The following is an 18930-nucleotide window of genomic DNA, read 5'->3' on the forward strand; positions in this document are numbered from 1 at the left end:
TTATTGGGCGGCGATGCCGAGCTTTCCCAGAATGTCGACGCCATTGATAAACACATGCGTTGCACCGCTGATGCGGAACTGACGATCGTTTCCGGTAAACGTAAAATTGTGCCAGTTCTGGCACTGATAGGTGATGGAATCCGAAATGGTAATCTGTCCGTTGGTTACACTGGGATTGCTGTACTGGAAGTTCTGCAGCTGCAACGAATTGCCGCCCGAGGAACTGGCCAGCAGAATGCGGTTGGCAATCCCAAGGCTGGAATCGTTCTTGTAGTTTTCCAGATAAAACGCGTTATAGCCGCTGTTGGTGCTGAACCAGTAGAGCGTATTGGCCCAGTTAGCAGGATTGTTCAGCTGCTGGTTGCTGATGCGGATCCAGTTGTTAGAGCCTCCGGCAGAGAAATTCAGGCTGTTACCTCCCTGACCATCCGGCTTCAGGTTATTGAAGTTCAGATAATCGGTGGATGCGCCGGTTCCCAGAACCACGCTGTTTAAGACTGTACTGGCGGAATTCCGGTTGTACATCCCCATGTAGGGTGTTCCGGAGTTGTAATTCATGTACAGGTTGTTGGCCGTCTTTCCGGCAGTGGAGTAGTTCTCAAAATCCAGCGTGTTGTTGTCGTTGCTGAAGGAAAGATACAGGCCGTTGGACATTGTTCCACTCAGGTTCCGGTTTAAAATGCTCAGCTTGTTCTGTTTTGTTGAGCTTTCCAGATGGATGCCGTTGGCATCTTTGGTGGAATCGATATTCCGGTTGGCCAGCCAGATGCTGTAGTTCACGGACTTGTCGGATGCTGTTCCCTGATACAGCCACAGGAAATTGGCGGCTTTCCCGTTGTAGTTGTTCTGCAGATAGGAATAGCCTTTATCCGCTGCCGAATAGAGATCGAGATAGTTATTCAACTGTCCGTTGGAGATAAAAGAATAGTTGCGGATCACGGCCTTGTTGAACGTCTCTGTCCGATTGAAATGCAGCTCGTTGGAACGGAACACATTTCCATCCTCGTCCTTCAGGCCGCCGAAAATATAGTTCTGTAACCGGATCTCATGCTGGCCGCTGACCGCGTTCATGAACAGCCGGTTGGCTGCCTGATTGTCAAAACGGTTGCCGATGTAGTATTGCGAACCTGCCGCAGTTCCGGACATATTGTTGTAGTTGGTCTGAACCCCGTTGAAGTAGTTGTTATTGCTTAACGTGGAACTCTCCGCGGTGTTGGCAGCAGCGATCGCATTGGCCGCTTTCCCTGACGCATCGTTATTCCGTACCGAGAACGCCCCATTGGTGGAGAAGTTGATGGTACCTGCACCTTCAAAGATGCCGCCGGTATTTTCATCATTGGTCCGCAATGTGACGGTATTGGGTTCGGTGCCAAAGATCAACTGGGAACCAAGGATCAGTACTGCCTGTAACTGTTTACCGGTCAGATACCAGGCGTTAAAAGTTCCGTCGATTCCCCAGCCGCTGACATACGGCCCGTCATAACCGCTGTTAGAGAAAGCGATGCCGGCTTTGTTCATGCGAATGACATTCGTAGCGGTTGTTTTGTCATTGGTGTCCATGATCAGGATTTCTTCGATCGCGTTATCCGCGTTTCTTCCGAACACAACATAACCGCCTGCGCCGCCTGTAATCAGAGACGTCATATGGGCCACTGCCTGCTCTGTGAAGGAATAGGCTCTGGCCTCGACACCATCGTTTTTCTTTTCAATCTCAGTGATGGTTTCCGAAAGCGAGGACTTCGCATCTCCGATTTCGAGCTCCTTGTAGCGCTCCTTCAACACGTCATAAACCGTCTTTATAACTTTGGCGGATGCCGTAATACCAAGACGCGGAAACTCGACATGAACCGTATCACAGAGATTCACCCTCTCGAGTGGCGCAAGGTTCTTATACTGTTCGGTCTGATGCAGTGGCGTAAAGCGAACCGTGATACTGACAGAGGGCGTGTTCAGCTCATGGGAGCTGACATACTCCGCCGCAAGCGCATCGATCTTTTCTTTGGAGATCACCGAATCCGAATCCCGGAACGAATCCGAGAGATCGAGATTGAACACCCGCGGGTAGGTCGCATCGCTGAGGGTAATCAGGGTTCCGACCGTTGTGGTTCCGTTGGTGTCGCTGGCATAGGGAAGGACGGCATTGAAGCACTTCTCCAGATTTTCCTCCTGCCGGATATCCGTTAAATTCTTGCCATAACGGATCGTCACATTGCGATCCTGTCCCCGCTTGGCATGCAGATGCACCTGCAGGTTATCCCATTCGTATTCCCCGCCAAAGGTGTCAAGGAGAGACCCTTCGTATCCGCCAAGACAACCGCGGAACGACTTCGGTGCCTTTAATTCAAATACGGAGGTTGTGTTTTCGATATCCGTATCGATCGTAAAGGGTGTGGAAACGGCGAGATTTGCCAGTAACTTCGCACAGGTGTTCACAGCACCCGTGGACGTGAAGGGAAGCACTGATGCTTTGGAAAGATCGTAGCTGATATGCCGGCATTGAAAGGTAACAATGCCGTTCAGCGGCTTGGAACAGGCGTAGATACGGAAGATCTGGCTGTGATCGCTGTCACCGGCTTTTAAACGAAGCAGGCCGCCGAGATGCAGGTCCTTGTAGTGGCGGGCATTCACCGGTACCTTCAATTCCGCCTCATAGAGTCCGTTGCGTTCTTCGCTCACCGTACAGGACACACATTCTTTCAGCCGCCCTAAGCCGTTGGTATGATCATCCACGAGTAATTTGAGGTCTTTGGAATCATCGAGAATCATTGGAATCATAGCGTGTACCACCTTCCCTGAATTGTGACTTCCATGCCTTCCGGTTTGACGATGCCGTTCTCTCCGGGATGAAGAAGGGGAAATTCCCCCGAGGCCAGAATCACGCAACTGTTCCGGTTTTCTGTTCCTTCGTAGACATCCTCCATCCCGCTGTCGATCGTCAGCGTGCCGGAATTGGACTGAATCGTGATTGTGTCCGATCCGATTTTCAGCTCGCCATTTCCTTTGACCGTGATTAACGGACGGGATGAAAACAGGGTCGGATTGGTGAGCGTTAAAGTGGTAGCTGTGGAAGAAATCGTTATGCTGTTCTCCCCACTGAGCAGCCAGCGCTCAGGCTGACATGCAAAGACAAGTGTGAACCGGGCCGCCTTGTTTCCAGACGTAACATCCGGTTCCAATCCTCCGGCGTAAGCTGCCATCCGATATTCACTGGGATGGTAGGAATCTGTTAAACGGTGCTCACCGAAATCGGACAAAAGAAAAGCGCGCAGGGCGCTCAGATTTGAATCGAGATTCTTAACGATCGATGCCGGATAGGAAACACAGATTGGCTTGAAGCGGTGATTGCTGACAAGAAGCGATCCGTTTCGGCCCGGAACTTCAATTTCCTCATAGTCCACTTCCGGTGCTCCAAAGGTCCCGGTTCCCGAGATCCGAACCCCGAAGTCCAGCGAAGACCGTCCGTTATAGGTGAAATAATGGATCATTCAAACACCGCCTTTCTCTGCCCGATGCTGCGATTGAAACGGGACTCAACTTCCTGCGCCAGCTCCTGCACGCTCTGGCCCTCTGCTCCATAAACGTTGATATTCACATCGCCATAGGTATAGCTGATTCTCTCGGAATTGCCGGAAACTGGTCCGGCTGCTGCCATTGCCTGCGTGGATCGAAGCGAAGGAGAAACAACCATTTCGCTGGTAAGGGCCGCCATTGCATCGGTCACGACATCTTTGGAGCTGTTGATGCTTTCGGCCAGCCCGTTCATGAAGTCCGGCATCCATGTCATGTAATTGCGCAGCGGACCGACATCCGGACGGGAAAAATGCAGCCACGAGGTGATCGTCGAAGCGACGGAACTGACCGCCGACGTGACGGAACCGATCGCGTTCCGGATGCCATTGGCAATGCCGTGGATGATGTCGGAACCCCAGTGGAGAGCTTCGGAAGGAAGGCTCTTCACATAGTCAAATGCATGCATGAAACCGGTTTTGATCGTGTCCGCGATGGAAGATACCGTATTGCGGATGCCGTCTTTGATATTCGTGAAGATTTTCGAAACCGACGATCGCAATGAAGAGAGAATCGAAGTCACAGAGGACAGGATTCCATTCCAGATCGAGGAAAAGGTATCCGAAATTCCGGAAAGCACACCACTGAAGAAGGAACTCAGGGAATTCCACACGTTCTCAGCCGCTGCTTTGATGGAATCCCAGTTGTTGATCAGAAGCGCTCCAATGGCAATTGCACCTGCCACGGCTGCGATCACGATGCCAATCGGGCCGGTGAGTGCCGTGAACACTGTTCCCAGCGCCGGTAAGAATCCTGCCAGTTTTGAGCCGATCGAAAGAAAGCTCCCGATCCCGGAAGAAATCGATCCGACTGCGGTAACGACATTTCCAATCGCAACGAGCATGGGTCCGACCAGTGCAGCGATCAGAGCGATCCTGACGATCAGATCCTGCATTTCCGGCAAGAGGCTGTTCCACCACGTGTTGAGGTCTTTCAATAACTGCGCCAGTTTCTCCAGCCCGGGAGCGAGTACCGTCATCAAAGAATTGCCGATATCGGCACCGGTCACTTTGAGCTGATTCATGGTCAGGGTGAACTGGTCAATTGGATCGAGTGTCGATTCAAAGGTTGAAGTGACACTTCCGGCATAGCCATCCAGCGAAGCCGTCATTTCCGTCAGATCCAGATTCCCGTCTTTGATCAGCTTGTAGACTGCTGCGCCGCTTTTTCCAAACAGATCATACGCAGCGTTCAGACCTTCTGTTTCACTGGAGGCTCCTGCAATCTGATTCTGCAGATTTGCCAGCGCATCCCCGAGTGATACCCCATCGCCAGCTGCGTTTTTTAACGCCCGTGTCAGGCTGCTCATGACGGAAGATGAATCAGCGCCGGACATTTCCAGCTTTCCCAGAAAACCTGCCGCCTGATCAATCCCGATTCCCAATTCATCGAAGGTTGCTGCATTGGTGATCAGAGCGGATTCCAGGGCGTCCATGGAGATGCCGGTCTGCTGACCGGTCAGATTCAAAACGTCGAGAACATCGCCTGCATCTGTAGCGGACAGGTTGAAGGCCTCCAGAATCTTCTGGGTCTGATCGATGGAAGTAGAAACATCGGTTCCGTTGATGGCCGCAAACTGAATGAATTGCGCCGAAAGGTCCTTGCAGGCCTGACCGGTTAAGCCAAGACGCGTATTGACTTCACCAACCGCTGCACCTGCCGTTTCAAAGTCCGTTGGAATCTCTAAGGCAAGCTCCTTCGCTGAATTCTGGAGGTCCTCTAACGCTGCTCCGGTCGCTCCGGTTTTGGTGACAACGATATCCATCCCGGCATCAACTTCGTTAAATGCGGCAAGTGACGCCGCGCCAACGGCTGCGATCGGGGCCGTTATCGATTTCGAGAGAGTTGATCCGGCATCGGTGATCTTTCCGCCGAGGTCCTTTAGTTTCTGCCCTGCGGCCTGAAACTGCTGGGAGGCGACGGAGCCGAAGGAATCTGCCTGTTTCTCCAGATCCTTTAACTTCTCTTTCGTCTCGATTACTTCCCGCTTTAAGGCGTTCATCTTATCGGTTGGAAAGTTCTTATCTTCCGCAGCCGCCTTTAACGCTTCTTCTTCCTGCTTCAGCTTTTCCTTGGTCTCTGCAATCGCATCATTCAGAAAGGATTGTTTCTGCTGCAGCAGTTCGGTATTGCCCGGGTCGAGTTTCAGCAGGCGGTTGACATCTTTTAATTCCGACTGGGTGTAGCTGATCTTCTTGTTAACATCCTGCAGGGCTTTCTGCAGGTTGAGCGTATCACCGCCAATCTCGACGGTAATCCCCTTGATCCTGTCTGCCATTAGTGACTCTCCTTTCTTCCGGGAATGAAAAAGCCCGCCGGATTGACGAGCGTAAGTCCGATCGTATTAACATAAGCCATTCGATGTGACTTCCTTGCATGCAGCGAATCGGAAAGTGTTTCATTCGCCATTCTATTGACCGGATATGGAAAATATGCTATATATTCTTTATAGGAAGAAGGGCGGTGGACTTCCCGATGAGGGGCTCTGGTAAAACAGAGTGATCTGCTTGCTCTTCTTCCTCATTTTTTTCTCTATGACGTGTCGAACGCCGTAGCGGAGAAAAAAATCTGCACGTATCATAAATATGGATCCTGCATAGGCCTGTATTTTAATGACAAATCAAGTATGATTTGATCATCTCCCGTACAGAAAGGATCATCATGTCAGGAAAGAAAACATTCTTCATTACTGTCATTGCCTTCCTTGTGGCGTGGTTTGTCATAAATGGCATTCTGTTAGCTGCAACCGGAAGAACCGGTGCTCAATGGATAGCCTCAATCATCCAGAGTATGAGAAGCTAGAAACAATTGCCAAAAGCTGTGTGCCAGCAGGCCGACCATGCCTTGCTTGCATTCAGCTTTTTGCGTGTTGCCTCATAGAAGGTTATTACATCCCTGACGTAGGTTCCTCCCTAAGTCTGACGGGATGAATCTTTTTCACCCTTTTGTTTCTCCTAGAATTTGTCCATATCGTCCTGCGAAGCGACAGCAGGATAGTCGTAGTCATCATTGTTCTTCTCGCAGTACATGTCGTTGACCATTCCAATGGTCAGAAGGTCAAGATCCGACAGGGAAAGGCCAAGCTCCACGCACCGCAGCAGAAACAGCGGGGTTGTCATTTCACGAGAAATGCTGTGCTGTTTTTTTTAGCTTCCACCTGGGTTTCTACATTCAGTCCCCACAGCTCGATCAACTGCGGCAGGATCTCGTAAATGGAAAACGTGCTGAACTGATCCAGCCAGTCTTCTACCGAACCTGGGACCGCAGGATCGGCATGGCGGGCCATGATGTAGGCGATATTCTCGAACACCTCAAGGGATGGAAGATCCAGTCCGGAATGCTCGGGTTTGGATTTTTTCATCGCTTTGTCCAAAGAAGCGATGTCCCGGTAGATATCGCGGCCAAACTGAATCCGGTAAAGGCGCGGGATGGCGGCAGAGGCTTTGAACTTCACCACTTTGCCGTCAATCGTGATTGTCTTTTCGAGACTCATGCGCCGGCACCTTCAGAAGTGTATGCTTCCGTGATCTTGGGAAGATACACGGATTTGTACCAGCTGGTATACGTAGCTTCTGCCGTGTCTGCCGTGGTCTTTGTCTTTACAAGGCCATCGGCTAACGGGCGCGCCTTCAGGGAGAGCGTTTCGGTTTTGACTTCCTTGGTCTCAGTATTGGTTGCGCCTTCAATGTTGGGACGCGATGCAGAACAGTTGTAGAGAACATGGCGAATCTTCTTCTGATCACCATCGAACTCAAACAGGAGTGCAAAGCTGCCGGTTTCGGCGTTGCTGTTCTCCACCAGCACACCATTGCTGTCCTTGACTTCCTTCAGGATCTCCGCGCGAAACTCATCCGGAATTAACGCGATCTCCAGATCACCGTCGTATCCCATCGAGTTATTCACAACGTAATACTGCACGCCATCCGCATAAAACGGATCCGGTTCCCCGTTGGGGCTGAGCGTTAACGACACCGCACCCGGCAGGGGATTCACAGTGCCATAGGTTGGCGTGCCATCCTCTCCAACGGTTAACGCTGCCCAGTGACAGTTGCAGAGGTTGTATTTGACTTTATTCGAACTCATGTTCAATCCTCCATTTGATAAAGCACTTCGTACAGAAGTTCCTCAGCGATCCATACTTCGCTTTTCTGATAAAAAAGGCCGTGCTTATTCAGCAGGGCCTCGATTGCAGATTCGGACTCCGGATCTTTCCGGTTTGTGTAGAGCTCCAGATGCACTTCGTCGATCGGATAGTACACAATCCCATCTGCTGCGAAGTTATCGGAGCCATTGAAGCGGTAAATCAGAAACGGCGGATCAGGTGTTTCACCTTCCGCAAAGTGGTCATACGCGGAAGGAAAACCTGTTTCTTCCGCCAGCGCCTTCAGGTCTTCAGCTTTCATTCCGGACTTTCTCCTTTAATGATTCCACCAGTTTCTTCTTGCCGGCTTCTTCTGCCGGCTGGATATGCGGCTTTCCTTCAACCCGTCCGCCATTACGTTTCGCGTGACCAAACTCCAGAAGGTGCGTTAACTGGTAGCGGTTTTTGGAGTGAACCACCAGATCCAGACTGGTACTGTTTTCGGCGATCTTCTTTACAGCCCAGCTCTTTTTATACCTGCCGGTACGAACAGGTGCGTTACGCGAGATGTCTTTGCGGCTTTCCTTTGCCGACTCCCGAAGGCTGTCTTTCATGTCCTTGGTGACGGAACCGGTGTATTTTTGAAGCTGTTCGTTGATCGCCTGATCCATTTCATCGATCGAAACCTTCCAGTTACCCATGGGAAGGCTCCTTCTCACAATGGAACTTCACTGCGTGTTTCCGGTAGTTCAGATGATCGACACCAAGGATGTTATACGGCGTGCCGTTTACAACGATCCGGTAATGGTCACTTGTCACCTGGGATGTCAGCGAATACCAGCGGACGGTCACAGAGAACGTATCACTTGGGATGGTCTGACCGGCGGTGTCCTTTTCGGTTCCGCTTTCCGATCCGATTGTTGCCCAGCAGGTAAAGGCATCATCCCAGAAGGTTCGATGATTGCCGTTCTTATCTGTGACAATATGAGCCTTCTGGAATGTAACGCGCTGATTTAAAGCGGCGATATCCATCAGAACACCGCCTTTCTCTCACCAAACAGCACCGCACGTAACATCAAAACTAACTGATGGTAGTCTGGGTCCTCACGGTTTTCAAAGAGATAGGCGACGGTGTACATGACGGCTGCACGGACCGCAGGAGTGTCTGCTAACACGCCATCGGTATCGGACCGCAGGATATCACCGCACAGAGCTTCCGCGCTTTGGATCATTGACGCGATCAGCGCATCTTCTTCATCTCCATCCACCCGCAAGTAGGTCTTCATTTCATCCAGTGAAACCGTCATTCCACCGCCTCCTTTCTATGCGATTCAATGCTCAGGCCGTTTTAACGCCAAGAAGCTGGACAGCCTCTGGCAGCACCAGCTTGCCATCAACGCGCTCCTTGGCCACGTAGCCCACCATTCCGTTACCGGCAAACAGCTCACGGAGTTCCTGCAGGGAGCGTACACCACGGTCGCCAATGTTGTAGTAAGAGAAGTCGCCAAAGGCGATACAGTTCTTACCGGCTTCCAGCCCGGGGCAGTAGGCCGACGTCAGAACCTCGTAGCCGCACAGGCGATCCGGTTCTCCTGCCGTATAAGAAGGCTGCCAGATATATGCCTGATTGGCATCCTTCAGCTTGCGAAGCACGGCAAGCGTCTGATCGTTCAGGATGAACTTTGCGCTCTTGCGGTACGGACGCTTCAGGGAGTAGATCAGTGTCAGGATGTCGTCGGTTGAAATCTTCGCCGTATCCAGCGTGACGGCCTTCTGTCCACCGCCGTTGGCAGCGAAAATACCCAGCGGCTTGCCTTTGCCATCGCCATTGAGGAAGGCATCTTCTTCCGCGTTACCGATTGCCTTGCCAAACTGATCGATGATTTAGCTTTCCAGATTGAAGGCGTTATCGTAGAGCAGTTCTTCGGTGATCTTGATTGCCACATGGAGCTTGTGCGCATCGAGGACGATCTGATCGAAGGTGGCTTCGCCAAACGTCAGCGCCTGTCCTTCTTCAATCCATGCCGCAGCAGGCTTCGTTGCGGCAATGTTGATCTTATGCTCGCCAGAGGTCGTGATGGTCGTCGCAAGGCCACGGAAGATATTTTCTTCGCCCAGCTTGTCAATCAGACGGGAGTCCCATTCCTCCGGGACCAAATAGCCGCCATTGGCGTCGTTGCCTTCTTCCAGCACGTCGGATACCTGACGGAATCCGGTACGCATGGAAGTCAGCATGGCTGTGGCATACGCGTGCGAAGCGCGACCTTTCTTTTCCAGTGCGGCATGCACATCCACGCAGGGCTTGCCAGTTAACGGGGACGAGGTCGGTTTCGACAGCTGATCGTCTATGGCTGCCTGCCGGTTCAGACGGTCGATCTCTGTCGTGTAATCGGTGATTTCCTTCTCCATGCGATCGTAGGTTTCACCATCTTCTGTGGAAAGAAGGCCATCGCTGTTGCGGTGCGCGTCGAGGAAGGCCTTGGCTGCTTCCCACGCCTTTGCGCGCTTGTTGATAAGTTCCTGTACGTTCATTGTCTTTTCCTCCTTGTGTTAAATGAACTGTTTCATCAGATCGAGACGCTTTTCGAGATCCTCGATACGGTATTTCGTTTGGATTGGTTCTGGAGCAGACGGGTGCTCTTTGACGTAATCACACAGCTTCCGGTTGATCGCCGCTGCGATCTGATAGCGGGAGAACAGCATACCGACAGCGGATTCGCTCTCCTGTCCGTTCGTGTTCTGGTCGCTGTCCTGATCACCGTTGGAATCTGGTTCACTTTTTGGTGACGGAGCAGAGCCATACAGCTCGTCCCGGCTGATCACGCCGTCTGCGAAATGAAGCTCTACCGCCTTGCCGGCGTTCATCCATGTTTCCTCATCCATCAGCTTCGAGAGCTTGTTGCGCGACAGGCCGGTTTTGGTCTGATAGGCATTGATGATGGATTCCTTAACTTCATCCAGCATCCGGATCGCTTTCTGCATTTCTGCACTGTCTCCCATGGCGATGGTGCTCGGATTGTGGATCATGAGCATCGAGACAGGCGAAACAAGCACTTCATCCCCGGCCATCGCGATGACCGATGCCGCGCTCGCCGCAAGGCCATCGACCTTGACCGTGACCTTTCCTTTGTAGTTCCGCAGCATGTTGTAGATTTCTGCGGCCGCAAAGCAATCCCCGCCGGGACTGTTGATCCAGACGGTGATGTCGCCGCTTCCACTTTCCAGATCCGATCGAAAAAGAGCCGGGCTGACCTCATCGTCAAACCACGACTCTTCCGCGATTGTTCCATTCAGAAATAACGTCCTTTCTTCACTTGTTTCTTCCGGCTTTCCCGGAACGGGTACTTCGTTTGTTACCCATTTCCAGAACTTCCTGTTCGGATTCATCTGAGTTCTCCTTTCCTGATTCTGTGTTTCTCATATAAGCGGAGCCGGCATCGGCCAGCTTCACCACGTTGCCGTTGAGAATATGGAGATTGCCTCCTTCTTCTTCCGACAATAAGTCCATGTTCTCCAAACCGCGGACATCGTTGATGGAATAGATACCGTTCTGGATACCGGTCGCATAGCCGCTCATCCGGCTATTGTAATCACCCCGTAAGAGTCCATCCACGTTGAAGCGGATGAAGTAGTTCGCTTTCTCCTGCGGCAATAGAAGCGTCCGCTGCATCGACTGTTCCCAGCGGATGATCCACGGCTCCAGTGTGTAGGTGACAAACTCCAATGACTGCTCCTCAATGTTTGAGAAAGTTGCGTGCTCGAGATCCCCAATCAGATGTGGCGGAATTCGGAAGATGCGGGCGATTTCATCCAGCTGAAATTTGCGTGTCTCCAGAAACTGCGCCTGCTCGGGGGAAATGGAGATCGGGGTATAGGTCATTCCTTCTTCAAGAATGGCTACCTTGTTCGCCCGCTTACTGCCTCCAAAGCCTGCCTCCCACGAGGAACGGATCTTCTCCGGATCCTTGACGGTTCCGGGCATTGAAAGAACACCCGAAGGGTTCGCTCCGTTTTTGAAAAAGGACGCTCCGTATTCTTCCGTTGCCATGGCCATGCCAATGGAGTTCTTTGCCATCGCAATGGGGGAGTAGCCGACCAGACCGTCAAAGCCAAGTCCGGGGATGTGCAGCACCTCACCCGGTTTCAGTCGGACCGTTCCCGGCTTCATCGTCGGAGCGTCAGATGTGCTCATCTGGTACTCGTAATAGATGCGGCCATTGGCATCACGATCTACTTTCATCCGGTTTGCCATCAGGGGATAGAGACTGACCACATCCCCGCGCCCGTTGCGAATCACCTGTGCATAGGCGTTGCCCCATAACAGCAGGTGCGTCATCATCGTCTCCCGGAAGATGTACGAGGTCATTTCCTCATTCGGTTCATCGTGCAGGATCGGGTAGAGAGGATGCTTCAGCGCTTTTGTCTTACTTCCGTCAGCCTCGTATTCATAAAGGTGAAGCGGCAGACTGGCAATCGCTTCCGAGAGAACCCGGACACAGGCATACACCGCGGATATCTGCATGGCGGAGCGCTCTGTTACGGTATTTCCCGAGGATGTTCCACCGAAGAAATAGCGATAGCCTGAGCCGTTGGTTGAATCTGCCGGCCTATCCCGTGGTCCAAACAGCTTTGAAAAGACGCTCATGTGATGTTCTCCTTTCGAGTAAAAAGAAAGGCATGGCGGATTGTGCCATACCTGTGATACATATTGACGCTGAGATGCCGTCCGGTTTCAGCTCAGCGGTAGAACGGAGTTGTTGAGAATGGATCTGATTTTTTTCTCCGGAACGCCGGCATCTATTGCACGGTTGATGGCATCGGATACTTCAAAAACCACGCTGATCGCTTCTTCCAGTGTTTCTGCTTCGCCATCTTCGAGCATTCGTATTACCATTTCCGCTGCCTGTGATCCTGTGATTCTGTTCATGGGTGATACCTCCACAAGTATTGTGGCAGATTGAGCAGGAGGGAAGAGTCTCAAAACTGTCCAGCTTTTATAACGGTATCAGCTCATGTTCAGCTGGCTTTCTCCACAATTCCGATTAGCTTTCCACAATGCCATGGAAAACTTCAGATGAACAGAATTGTGCCTTGGCTGTAACCTGATTTGCTGTCATCTTGTATGACATGCCAATGGCTACCCAGGGAAGACTAGTCTTCTTTCTGCAAGGCTGCAAAAGCATTACGAGTTTTTCTTTTTAAAATCCCTTTTTGCACAGTGTTGGTAAACCTGAGTCTAGAACCGCTTAGTCATGCGGTTCTACGGAATAGTAATCTCGATATCTGAGCGTTTCTGGGATATATAGTGAGCTCACCAGCAGCACTTTGACCTTTTCCAGCGGTTCTGCAGGCGGATTCATCAGAAATGCAAACAGATCAAGATATCCCTGCAGTTCATCACGTTCAAAACCGGAATGTGATCTTAGGAAAGCTTTCAGCAGAGCACATGCATGGTTCACTTCTCTGAGAGGATTGTCCTTATCGTCCAGTCTGATCAGATCTCGTGAATTATATTTCTGTTCTTTAAGGTTCAGATCCGATACCAGAATTGAATGTGAACGCTCACTGTCATGGATCAGTACTGAACCTTCCTGAATATGCTGGTTGAAGGCATTCCAGGTACTCTCTTTCGTAGGCTTTCCTTGATGGTTTTCGTAGATTGTAATTGTCTGCGTGCCATCAGTTCCAATTGCGATACACATCTTGTTTCTGGATATGCCTCTGTATTGTTTGCCGTCAATCAGCTGCCTGTGCTTTTTTCCCAGATCCCAGTATGTTTCATCGATCTGAACATTTCCGAACAGCACAATGTTCTCCTGATAGTTATCCAGGATTCTGAACAGCTTCGCGTCCCAGTACTTCGTTGTTGTGAAGGAATTACGGCCATTCTTTGAGGCAAGACTCATACTTTCATAACCGATAATTCTCAGAAGCTGCTCAACCCATTCTGTGTACGGTATTTTATGATCTTCAAAAATGGTCCCGGTTGTGATGGTGAATGTCCTTCCACAATCTTTGCAAAGATACCTGTTTACGCCATTTGAAGTATGACCGTACTTGATGAAGTTTTCTGATCCGCAATGCCTGCATTGAAAGACCTGAAATGCATTCAGAAACTCTGCTTCTCCGGATTCTATCAGGCTCTGATGCCTGCGATCAAAGACTTCCACATACTGATCCTTAATGAACTGCTCGTACGGCGAAAGACTCTCCTTATAATCCCAGGGCGTACGTCGCCTGGAGGAGGTAAGCGATTGATTATACATCGGTGGTAGACCTCAATGCTTAAGTAAGCAGTCATGAGGAGGCCTACCACAGCTAACTCAGAACCACTTACCAAAGCGTTTTAGCTTTCTAGCCCCGTCGGGCTATCCAAATTATAGGTTCTTCACCAACACTGTGCAAAAAGGGATTTTTNNNNCTTAAGTAAGCAGTCATGAGGAGGCCTACCACAGCTAACTCAGAACCACTTACCAAAGCGTTTTAGCTTTCTAGCCCCGTCGGGCTATCCAAATTATAGGTTCTTCACCAACACTGTGCAAAAAGGGATTTTTTCTTTTTTCCTTTTCCAGTAAATACTGCGTTTTACTTAATTCATCTCTTAATTTGTCGTTGTCCAACGCAATTGTTGAATATGTATTCGCGTCTTCCCGATAAATATCTCTTAGATCTCTAATATCAGCCTTAATCTTCTCAAGATCATCTTCCATTTCCATGGCTTTGTGCCAGGTCATTTCGAACCCTTTAAAACAGTGGTCAGAATTTCTTTCAATGTACGTTTTAATGGCACTCTCAGTCTTGAGAATCCTTGTATATAAGTAATTTGAATGAATGAAATTGAATGTTAATAAAGCATTGCTAGCATAATTCCTGCCACAATAATATTTTTCAACAAGAAGTGTAGTGATGTTAGTGACCAATTCCGTATTAAAGTGATCTCGGCCAGCCTTCTCTAAATCAAGATTGATCTGGTCAGTTGTATATACAACTCGATAAGAATTCTGTTCAATAGCGATCAAAGAATTTTGAAAAATCTTATTCCTGGGATTGCAGTCAAATACCACCGATGCCAATCCGGAGAGTGCAATGGAGAGCAATTCAAGGAAGAAGTAGTAATCTTTTTCATCGATGAAGTAGTGGGCTATATTCTTTGAAATATAAACAATTACTGGATAGGAAACATTGTCCGCATCGAATTGATCACGTGTCCAACCACTAATATCTTTAAAGAGTTCGTTAATATCATTGTTGTACGCAATTGGCTGATCGGAGTACTTTATAAGAAAATCCATGCGGGAAAGCGTATTAAATAATGCGGGCGGCATTGAAAATGTGAGATCGCGCTTAGTTGTGTTAGCAGGATCGTCAAGTATTTCCACGTTCATTGTGATATAAGCATCATCTGTTTCAAGGTCCGAAGCGACAAAGTCGAATCGCCAAACTCCTGCTGAAGTTGGAATTTCGAGGCGCGTGGCGATGCAATTCATAAATTCGGTACCTCGAAAACGATACTCACTATTAACATAATCAAACGGCGGGGCAAGGACTACATCATCTCCAATATCTTCACAGAGCGGAAGGTCCGGGAGATCTTCAGCCCAGTTGGTAAGAAATTCCAAATATTTTTCCTTCGTTAGATTTTTACTTAAGAATTCGCCATCTAAGAATTTCCGCATACTGCTTCCCTGCTGCCGTCCCTTGCTTCCTACCTCTGTTAGAAACTATCGAATGAATTTCCTGTAAGTAAAAAGTCATGGCCTGCGCATTCCTCTATAGACTTCATTATAAGCGAGCTTCATATGGAAAACTGTATGTTATATGTGCCATGTTTGTACGAGGCCCATCAATTTGATAAACATCTGCAGAGGTCAATATTATTCAACTCGGCTTTTCTGTAGACAATTTCAGATGAACAGAATTCCACGGTCGTCATATACCGAAGCACCATCGTCATTTCCTCCCCGTACTGCCCGGTCCAAGGCCATGATCATCGCAACCGCACCGTCAATCTTCTCCGTGGATTTCTCTTTATCGGCTTTAATGTTGCCCGCCGGATCACGACGGATATAGATGTTATCCATCATCCAGCGCAGCACCGGGTGGCCGCCATGGGCGATTCGCTTTTCCAGAACCAGCTTCATCAGCTCTTTGGTTGGCGGGGACATGTCCTTAAATCCCTGTCCGAAGGGAACCACGGTAAACCCCATGCCTTCAAGATTCTGCACCATCTGGACGGCGCCCCAGCGGTCGAAGGCGATCTCACGGATGTTATAGATTTCTCCAAGGTGCTCAATGAACTTTTCGATGAAGCCATAATGTATTACGTTTCCTTCCGTTGTTTCCAGATAGCCTTCCTTTTCCCATAAATCGTAGGGAACGTGATCCCGTCGGACACGAAGATCCACGTTGTCCTCAGGAATCCAGAAGTAGGGTAAAACCACATAGCAGTCGGTTTCATCCCTGGGTGGAAAGACGAGGACAAAGGCTGTAATGTCGGTTGTACTCGACAGGTCCAGGCCACCATAGCAGACGCGGCCTTCCAGATCCTCGGGATCAACGGAAAATGCACAGGCATCCCATTTTTCCATTGGCATCCATCGGATGGCTTGTTTAACCCATTGGTTTAGTCGCAGTTGACGGAAGGCATTTTCCTCACCGGGATTTTGTCTGGCTGAGTTACAGGCATCCTGTACCTTATCGATACTCACAGTAATTCCAAGCGAGGGATTCGCTTTTTTCCAGACTGCGGGGTCCGTCCAGTCGTCTGACTCATCTGCCCCATAGATCACCGGATAGAACGTGGGATCGATCTTACGGCCTTCGATGATATCAAGGGCTTTCTGATGAATCTCATAACAGATACTGTTGGTATCCGTTCCTGCCGTTGTAATCAGAAAGTACAGCGGCTGGGTCCGGGCATCACCGGATCCCTTCGTCATAACATCGTAGAGCTTTCGATTCGGCTGGGTGTGAAGCTCATCAAAGATCACACCCGAAGTGTTAAATCCATGCTTGTTTGCTACATCGGCGGAGAGCACCTGATAGGTACTGTTGGTCGGAAGGTAGATCAGCTTTTTCTGGGATTCCAGAATCTTCACACGCTTATCAAGAGCGGGGCAGAGGCGCACCATATCAACCGCAACGTCATAGACAATTTTTGCCTGATTGCGGTCCGCAGCGCAGCCATAAACCTCAGCGCGTTCCTCGCCATCACCGCAGGTAAGAAGAAGAGCGACCGCAGCGGCCAGTTCTGACTTTCCCTGTTTCTTTGGAATTTCGATATAGGCCGTGTTGAACTGTCGGTATCCGTTAGGCTTGAGGATTCCAAACACATCCCGAATAATCTGCTCCTGCCAGTCGATTAACTCGAACGGTTTTCGATACCAGCTGCCCTTGGTATGCCGCAGGCTTTCGATAAATAAGACGGCATAGTCAGCGGCGTCCTTGTTGTAGGAGGACGTCTCTGCCATGAAGCGTGTCGGTTGATAGTTTTTCAGTTTTCGCATTGCCATTCGGCGATCCTCCTTTCTTTACAGAATAAAAGAGCCTTGCGGCTCCTTGATTTCGGCTTCTTCAGTTCAGAATCATCTTGAAGGCGTGCCCTGTTTCGTAACCCTTGCCGCTGAAACCTTTGCGAAGGTTGACTTCAACAATCTCGCCAATCGTGCATCCGGATTCCTTGAACAGCCAGAGTGTTTCAACTGCATCCGTTGCCCGGCAGGAGTAGGTGAAGGAGTGAATGCCGTTTTCCTTCATGCAGGTGGTCAGGGCTTTCACATCGCGATCCCAGATGATGTCATCAAAGTTCAGAATCGGGTTCTCGTTTTCCTTTGATTTCCGGTAAGCTCTCCAGATCGTGCAGGCAATGTCGCCCATCTCGACAATGGCATCCTCAGCCTGCTCCATCATCTCTCTTGCGGCGTCTCTGCCTTCTGCTGTGGTGGCTTCCTTGTAGGCTTTCTTTGCGGTCTGAACTGCGTTGTAGGTTTTCTCGAATGTGTTCGTCATGGCTTTATTCCTCCTGGCTTTGTGTGCCTTTCCTTTGGCATGTGTATTAATCACTCTGTGTCGGGAATATAGCAAGCAATATCAGCGGATCATTCGCAGAAATATCAGGAGGATTCGTTGTCGCCATGAAGGATAAAGTCGATGTATTCTTCCCGGTGGTCTTCGAGAAAGAGCACCAGTTCGAAGTAGTTTCGTTCGAAGGCGAGCCGCTGAACGGTAGGTAGGTCGAACATGTTCGTCAGCCCGGTATCGTGGATTGCCATGATCTGTTCTTTGACCTTTGCGTCCATATCAGTCAACCACCTTCTGAACGATGTCCTCACCGAAGATTGCGTTCAGCCCACAGCCATTGTCCCAGTCAACAAGAAGGGAGCCGGTATCGTCAACACCATAGACTGTTCCTTTTGTGCCGATCGGTGGAGCCTGCACGTCATCCATTTGAACCAGCTCGACCCGGGTGCCCTCTGGAAATTTGGCTCGCAAAGCAGCCAGTACTTTATCAGTGACTATCCTCATGCCTGTACCTCCTTTACCGGAGCACCATTGCGGAAGGCAGCGCTGCCGGTCAGGTTCTGAAGCAGGACCTTACGATCTTCCTTGTAGTCTGCGCCGATAAATCCAAGCCGCAGAAGGAAGCAGCGGAAGGCGTACTTTTCGTTATCTGTTTCAACCGGCCGGCTGCTTGCGTGCTTTAGTTCTTTCGAGAGCTTGCAGAGCAGGGAAAGGAATGTGGTGTAGGCGTGGACTTCCTCTGGAGAAAGCTCCCGCTCAAACCATGGAAATTCAATCTTTTCTTCCGTTACGTTGATGCGTGTATCTGTAATGCCAAGCGCTTTTTTGATCAGGCTTTCCTTTGCATTGATCATGTTTGTCAGCGTTCCAACATTCGCGGATGCAAGTGGAAGGGAGATCGTATACTCCGTAATTCCAGATTCATCGGTTTCAGGTTCCGCTGGATCTTCCGTCGTTTCAGCCTCTGGCTCCTGTTCGGCTGTTGTTTCACCATTGTCACTCTCGATCAGCTTGTAGCCCATGGCGCTGAGCGCTGCAAGCACGGAGCTGAGGTCCCTGTCATCCGGTGCGGTTACTGTTGCGTCCCGGTTGACGGTGAGATCGCCGATTGCGTAAGCATAAGTCGGCGTGAACTGGTAGACCGCCTTGTTTCCGGTAATCTCCGCGAGGACATTTACAAATGCTTTCTTGGTTTCTTTTGTTACGTTGAATGTGAGTTTCATGGTATGTGCCTCCTTTGTTTTGGTAGTACATACATCACT

Annotated in this window: 21 protein-coding genes and 1 pseudogene; all 22 read right to left on the reverse strand. The window is 50.0% G+C overall.

Going from position 1 to position 18930, the window contains the following annotated elements; genetic code table 11:
- Nucleotides 1–2775: a phage tail spike protein gene (locus C1714_RS12610; protein ID WP_102343559.1), complete on the reverse strand. Its 2775-nt coding sequence runs from the start codon at nucleotides 2773–2775 to the stop codon at nucleotides 1–3.
- Entirely contained in the window at nucleotides 2772–3485 is a 714-nt protein-coding gene (locus tag C1714_RS12615; protein ID WP_102343560.1) for a hypothetical protein, read from the reverse strand. Before C1714_RS12615 ends, C1714_RS12610 begins: the two co-directional genes overlap by 4 nt.
- Nucleotides 3482–5845, reverse strand: a complete 2364-nt coding sequence (locus C1714_RS12620) for a phage tail tape measure protein (RefSeq protein WP_102343561.1) — start codon at nucleotides 5843–5845, stop codon at nucleotides 3482–3484. Before C1714_RS12620 ends, C1714_RS12615 begins: the two co-directional genes overlap by 4 nt.
- The gene (locus C1714_RS14615) at nucleotides 5845–5976 is read right to left on the reverse strand and encodes a hypothetical protein (protein WP_280952034.1); all 132 of its coding nucleotides are present in this window, start codon (nucleotides 5974–5976) and stop codon (nucleotides 5845–5847) included. The genes C1714_RS12620 and C1714_RS14615 overlap by 1 nt, the downstream gene beginning before the upstream one ends.
- A gap of 545 nt (nucleotides 5977–6521) precedes the next feature.
- The gene (locus C1714_RS14145) at nucleotides 6522–6686 is read right to left on the reverse strand and encodes a hypothetical protein (protein WP_167850067.1); all 165 of its coding nucleotides are present in this window, start codon (nucleotides 6684–6686) and stop codon (nucleotides 6522–6524) included.
- Complete coding sequence (locus tag C1714_RS12625; protein ID WP_102343562.1) at nucleotides 6683–7060, reverse strand: hypothetical protein; 378 nt, start codon at nucleotides 7058–7060, stop codon at nucleotides 6683–6685. The genes C1714_RS14145 and C1714_RS12625 overlap by 4 nt, the downstream gene beginning before the upstream one ends.
- Nucleotides 7057–7650 (reverse strand): major tail protein, encoded by a 594-nt coding sequence (locus C1714_RS12630; RefSeq protein ID WP_102343563.1) that lies wholly within the window; start codon nucleotides 7648–7650, stop codon nucleotides 7057–7059. Before C1714_RS12630 ends, C1714_RS12625 begins: the two co-directional genes overlap by 4 nt.
- 2 nt (nucleotides 7651–7652) lie before the next feature.
- Nucleotides 7653–7970 carry a hypothetical protein gene (locus tag C1714_RS12635; RefSeq protein WP_102343564.1) on the reverse strand — a complete coding sequence of 106 codons (318 nt, stop codon included), beginning with the start codon at nucleotides 7968–7970 and terminating at the stop codon, nucleotides 7653–7655.
- On the reverse strand, nucleotides 7960–8349 hold the full coding sequence (locus tag C1714_RS12640) for an HK97 gp10 family phage protein (protein WP_102343565.1): 390 nt from the start codon (nucleotides 8347–8349) through the stop codon (nucleotides 7960–7962). Before C1714_RS12640 ends, C1714_RS12635 begins: the two co-directional genes overlap by 11 nt.
- Nucleotides 8342–8680 (reverse strand): phage head closure protein, encoded by a 339-nt coding sequence (locus tag C1714_RS12645; RefSeq protein ID WP_102343566.1) that lies wholly within the window; start codon nucleotides 8678–8680, stop codon nucleotides 8342–8344. The genes C1714_RS12640 and C1714_RS12645 overlap by 8 nt, the downstream gene beginning before the upstream one ends.
- On the reverse strand, nucleotides 8680–8955 hold the full coding sequence (locus C1714_RS12650; protein ID WP_102343567.1) for a head-tail connector protein: 276 nt from the start codon (nucleotides 8953–8955) through the stop codon (nucleotides 8680–8682). The genes C1714_RS12645 and C1714_RS12650 overlap by 1 nt, the downstream gene beginning before the upstream one ends.
- A 31-nt stretch (nucleotides 8956–8986) precedes the next feature.
- Nucleotides 8987–10180 (reverse strand): annotated as a pseudogene (locus tag C1714_RS12655) (phage major capsid protein).
- Nucleotides 10181–10198: 18 nt separating this feature from the next.
- On the reverse strand, nucleotides 10199–11035 hold the full coding sequence (locus tag C1714_RS12660; RefSeq protein ID WP_102343568.1) for a head maturation protease, ClpP-related: 837 nt from the start codon (nucleotides 11033–11035) through the stop codon (nucleotides 10199–10201).
- Complete coding sequence (locus tag C1714_RS12665) at nucleotides 10959–12293, reverse strand: phage portal protein (protein WP_102343569.1); 1335 nt, start codon at nucleotides 12291–12293, stop codon at nucleotides 10959–10961. Before C1714_RS12665 ends, C1714_RS12660 begins: the two co-directional genes overlap by 77 nt.
- A gap of 87 nt (nucleotides 12294–12380) precedes the next feature.
- Nucleotides 12381–12575: a hypothetical protein gene (locus C1714_RS12670; protein WP_102343570.1), complete on the reverse strand. Its 195-nt coding sequence runs from the start codon at nucleotides 12573–12575 to the stop codon at nucleotides 12381–12383.
- 319 nt (nucleotides 12576–12894) lie between these two features.
- A complete protein-coding gene (locus tag C1714_RS12675) occupies nucleotides 12895–13914 on the reverse strand; it encodes an IS1/IS1595 family N-terminal zinc-binding domain-containing protein (RefSeq protein ID WP_102342984.1) in 1020 nt (339 codons plus the stop codon).
- Nucleotides 13915–14139: 225 nt separating this feature from the next.
- A complete protein-coding gene (locus C1714_RS12680; protein ID WP_102343571.1) occupies nucleotides 14140–15324 on the reverse strand; it encodes a hypothetical protein in 1185 nt (394 codons plus the stop codon).
- 228 nt (nucleotides 15325–15552) lie between these two features.
- A complete protein-coding gene (locus C1714_RS12685) occupies nucleotides 15553–17160 on the reverse strand; it encodes a terminase large subunit (protein ID WP_245305140.1) in 1608 nt (535 codons plus the stop codon).
- Nucleotides 17161–17221: 61 nt separating this feature from the next.
- Nucleotides 17222–17656: a DUF7698 family protein gene (locus C1714_RS12690; RefSeq protein ID WP_102343572.1), complete on the reverse strand. Its 435-nt coding sequence runs from the start codon at nucleotides 17654–17656 to the stop codon at nucleotides 17222–17224.
- A gap of 104 nt (nucleotides 17657–17760) precedes the next feature.
- The gene (locus C1714_RS12695; protein WP_102343573.1) at nucleotides 17761–17946 is read right to left on the reverse strand and encodes a DUF5049 domain-containing protein; all 186 of its coding nucleotides are present in this window, start codon (nucleotides 17944–17946) and stop codon (nucleotides 17761–17763) included.
- A gap of 1 nt (nucleotide 17947) precedes the next feature.
- The gene (locus C1714_RS12700; RefSeq protein ID WP_102343574.1) at nucleotides 17948–18172 is read right to left on the reverse strand and encodes a DUF4314 domain-containing protein; all 225 of its coding nucleotides are present in this window, start codon (nucleotides 18170–18172) and stop codon (nucleotides 17948–17950) included.
- Nucleotides 18169–18891: a virulence protein gene (locus C1714_RS12705; protein WP_102343575.1), complete on the reverse strand. Its 723-nt coding sequence runs from the start codon at nucleotides 18889–18891 to the stop codon at nucleotides 18169–18171. The genes C1714_RS12700 and C1714_RS12705 overlap by 4 nt, the downstream gene beginning before the upstream one ends.
- Between the last annotated feature and the right edge of the window lie 39 nt (nucleotides 18892–18930).

The organism is Galactobacillus timonensis (genome assembly GCF_900240265.1).
Classification (GTDB): domain Bacteria; phylum Bacillota_I; class Bacilli_A; order Erysipelotrichales; family Erysipelotrichaceae; genus Bulleidia; species Bulleidia timonensis.

Bases quoted from the DNA above. Each gene is read 5' to 3' on its own strand.
- C1714_RS12625 (WP_102343562.1), bottom strand. From the start codon at position 7,060: ATGAGTCTCGAAAAGACAATCACGATTGACGGCAAAGTGGTGAAGTTC.
- C1714_RS12705 (WP_102343575.1), bottom strand. From the start codon at position 18,891: ATGAAACTCACATTCAACGTAACAAAAGAAACCAAGAAAGCATTTGTA.
- C1714_RS12670 (WP_102343570.1), bottom strand. From the start codon at position 12,575: ATGAACAGAATCACAGGATCACAGGCAGCGGAAATGGTAATACGAATG.
- C1714_RS14145 (WP_167850067.1), bottom strand. From the start codon at position 6,686: ATGACAACCCCGCTGTTTCTGCTGCGGTGCGTGGAGCTTGGCCTTTCC.
- C1714_RS12645 (WP_102343566.1), bottom strand. From the start codon at position 8,680: ATGGATATCGCCGCTTTAAATCAGCGCGTTACATTCCAGAAGGCTCAT.
- C1714_RS12665 (WP_102343569.1), bottom strand. From the start codon at position 12,293: ATGAGCGTCTTTTCAAAGCTGTTTGGACCACGGGATAGGCCGGCAGAT.
- C1714_RS12675 (WP_102342984.1), bottom strand. From the start codon at position 13,914: ATGTATAATCAATCGCTTACCTCCTCCAGGCGACGTACGCCCTGGGAT.
- C1714_RS12650 (WP_102343567.1), bottom strand. From the start codon at position 8,955: ATGACGGTTTCACTGGATGAAATGAAGACCTACTTGCGGGTGGATGGA.
- C1714_RS12635 (WP_102343564.1), bottom strand. From the start codon at position 7,970: ATGAAAGCTGAAGACCTGAAGGCGCTGGCGGAAGAAACAGGTTTTCCT.
- C1714_RS12695 (WP_102343573.1), bottom strand. From the start codon at position 17,946: ATGGACGCAAAGGTCAAAGAACAGATCATGGCAATCCACGATACCGGG.
- C1714_RS12640 (WP_102343565.1), bottom strand. From the start codon at position 8,349: ATGGGTAACTGGAAGGTTTCGATCGATGAAATGGATCAGGCGATCAAC.
- C1714_RS12680 (WP_102343571.1), bottom strand. From the start codon at position 15,324: ATGCGGAAATTCTTAGATGGCGAATTCTTAAGTAAAAATCTAACGAAG.
- C1714_RS12685 (WP_245305140.1), bottom strand. From the start codon at position 17,160: ATGGCAATGCGAAAACTGAAAAACTATCAACCGACACGCTTCATGGCA.
- C1714_RS12610 (WP_102343559.1), bottom strand. From the start codon at position 2,775: ATGATTCCAATGATTCTCGATGATTCCAAAGACCTCAAATTACTCGTG.
- C1714_RS12620 (WP_102343561.1), bottom strand. From the start codon at position 5,845: ATGGCAGACAGGATCAAGGGGATTACCGTCGAGATTGGCGGTGATACG.
- C1714_RS12660 (WP_102343568.1), bottom strand. From the start codon at position 11,035: ATGAATCCGAACAGGAAGTTCTGGAAATGGGTAACAAACGAAGTACCC.
- C1714_RS14615 (WP_280952034.1), bottom strand. From the start codon at position 5,976: ATGGCGAATGAAACACTTTCCGATTCGCTGCATGCAAGGAAGTCACAT.
- C1714_RS12615 (WP_102343560.1), bottom strand. From the start codon at position 3,485: ATGATCCATTATTTCACCTATAACGGACGGTCTTCGCTGGACTTCGGG.
- C1714_RS12700 (WP_102343574.1), bottom strand. From the start codon at position 18,172: ATGAGGATAGTCACTGATAAAGTACTGGCTGCTTTGCGAGCCAAATTT.
- C1714_RS12630 (WP_102343563.1), bottom strand. From the start codon at position 7,650: ATGAGTTCGAATAAAGTCAAATACAACCTCTGCAACTGTCACTGGGCA.
- C1714_RS12690 (WP_102343572.1), bottom strand. From the start codon at position 17,656: ATGACGAACACATTCGAGAAAACCTACAACGCAGTTCAGACCGCAAAG.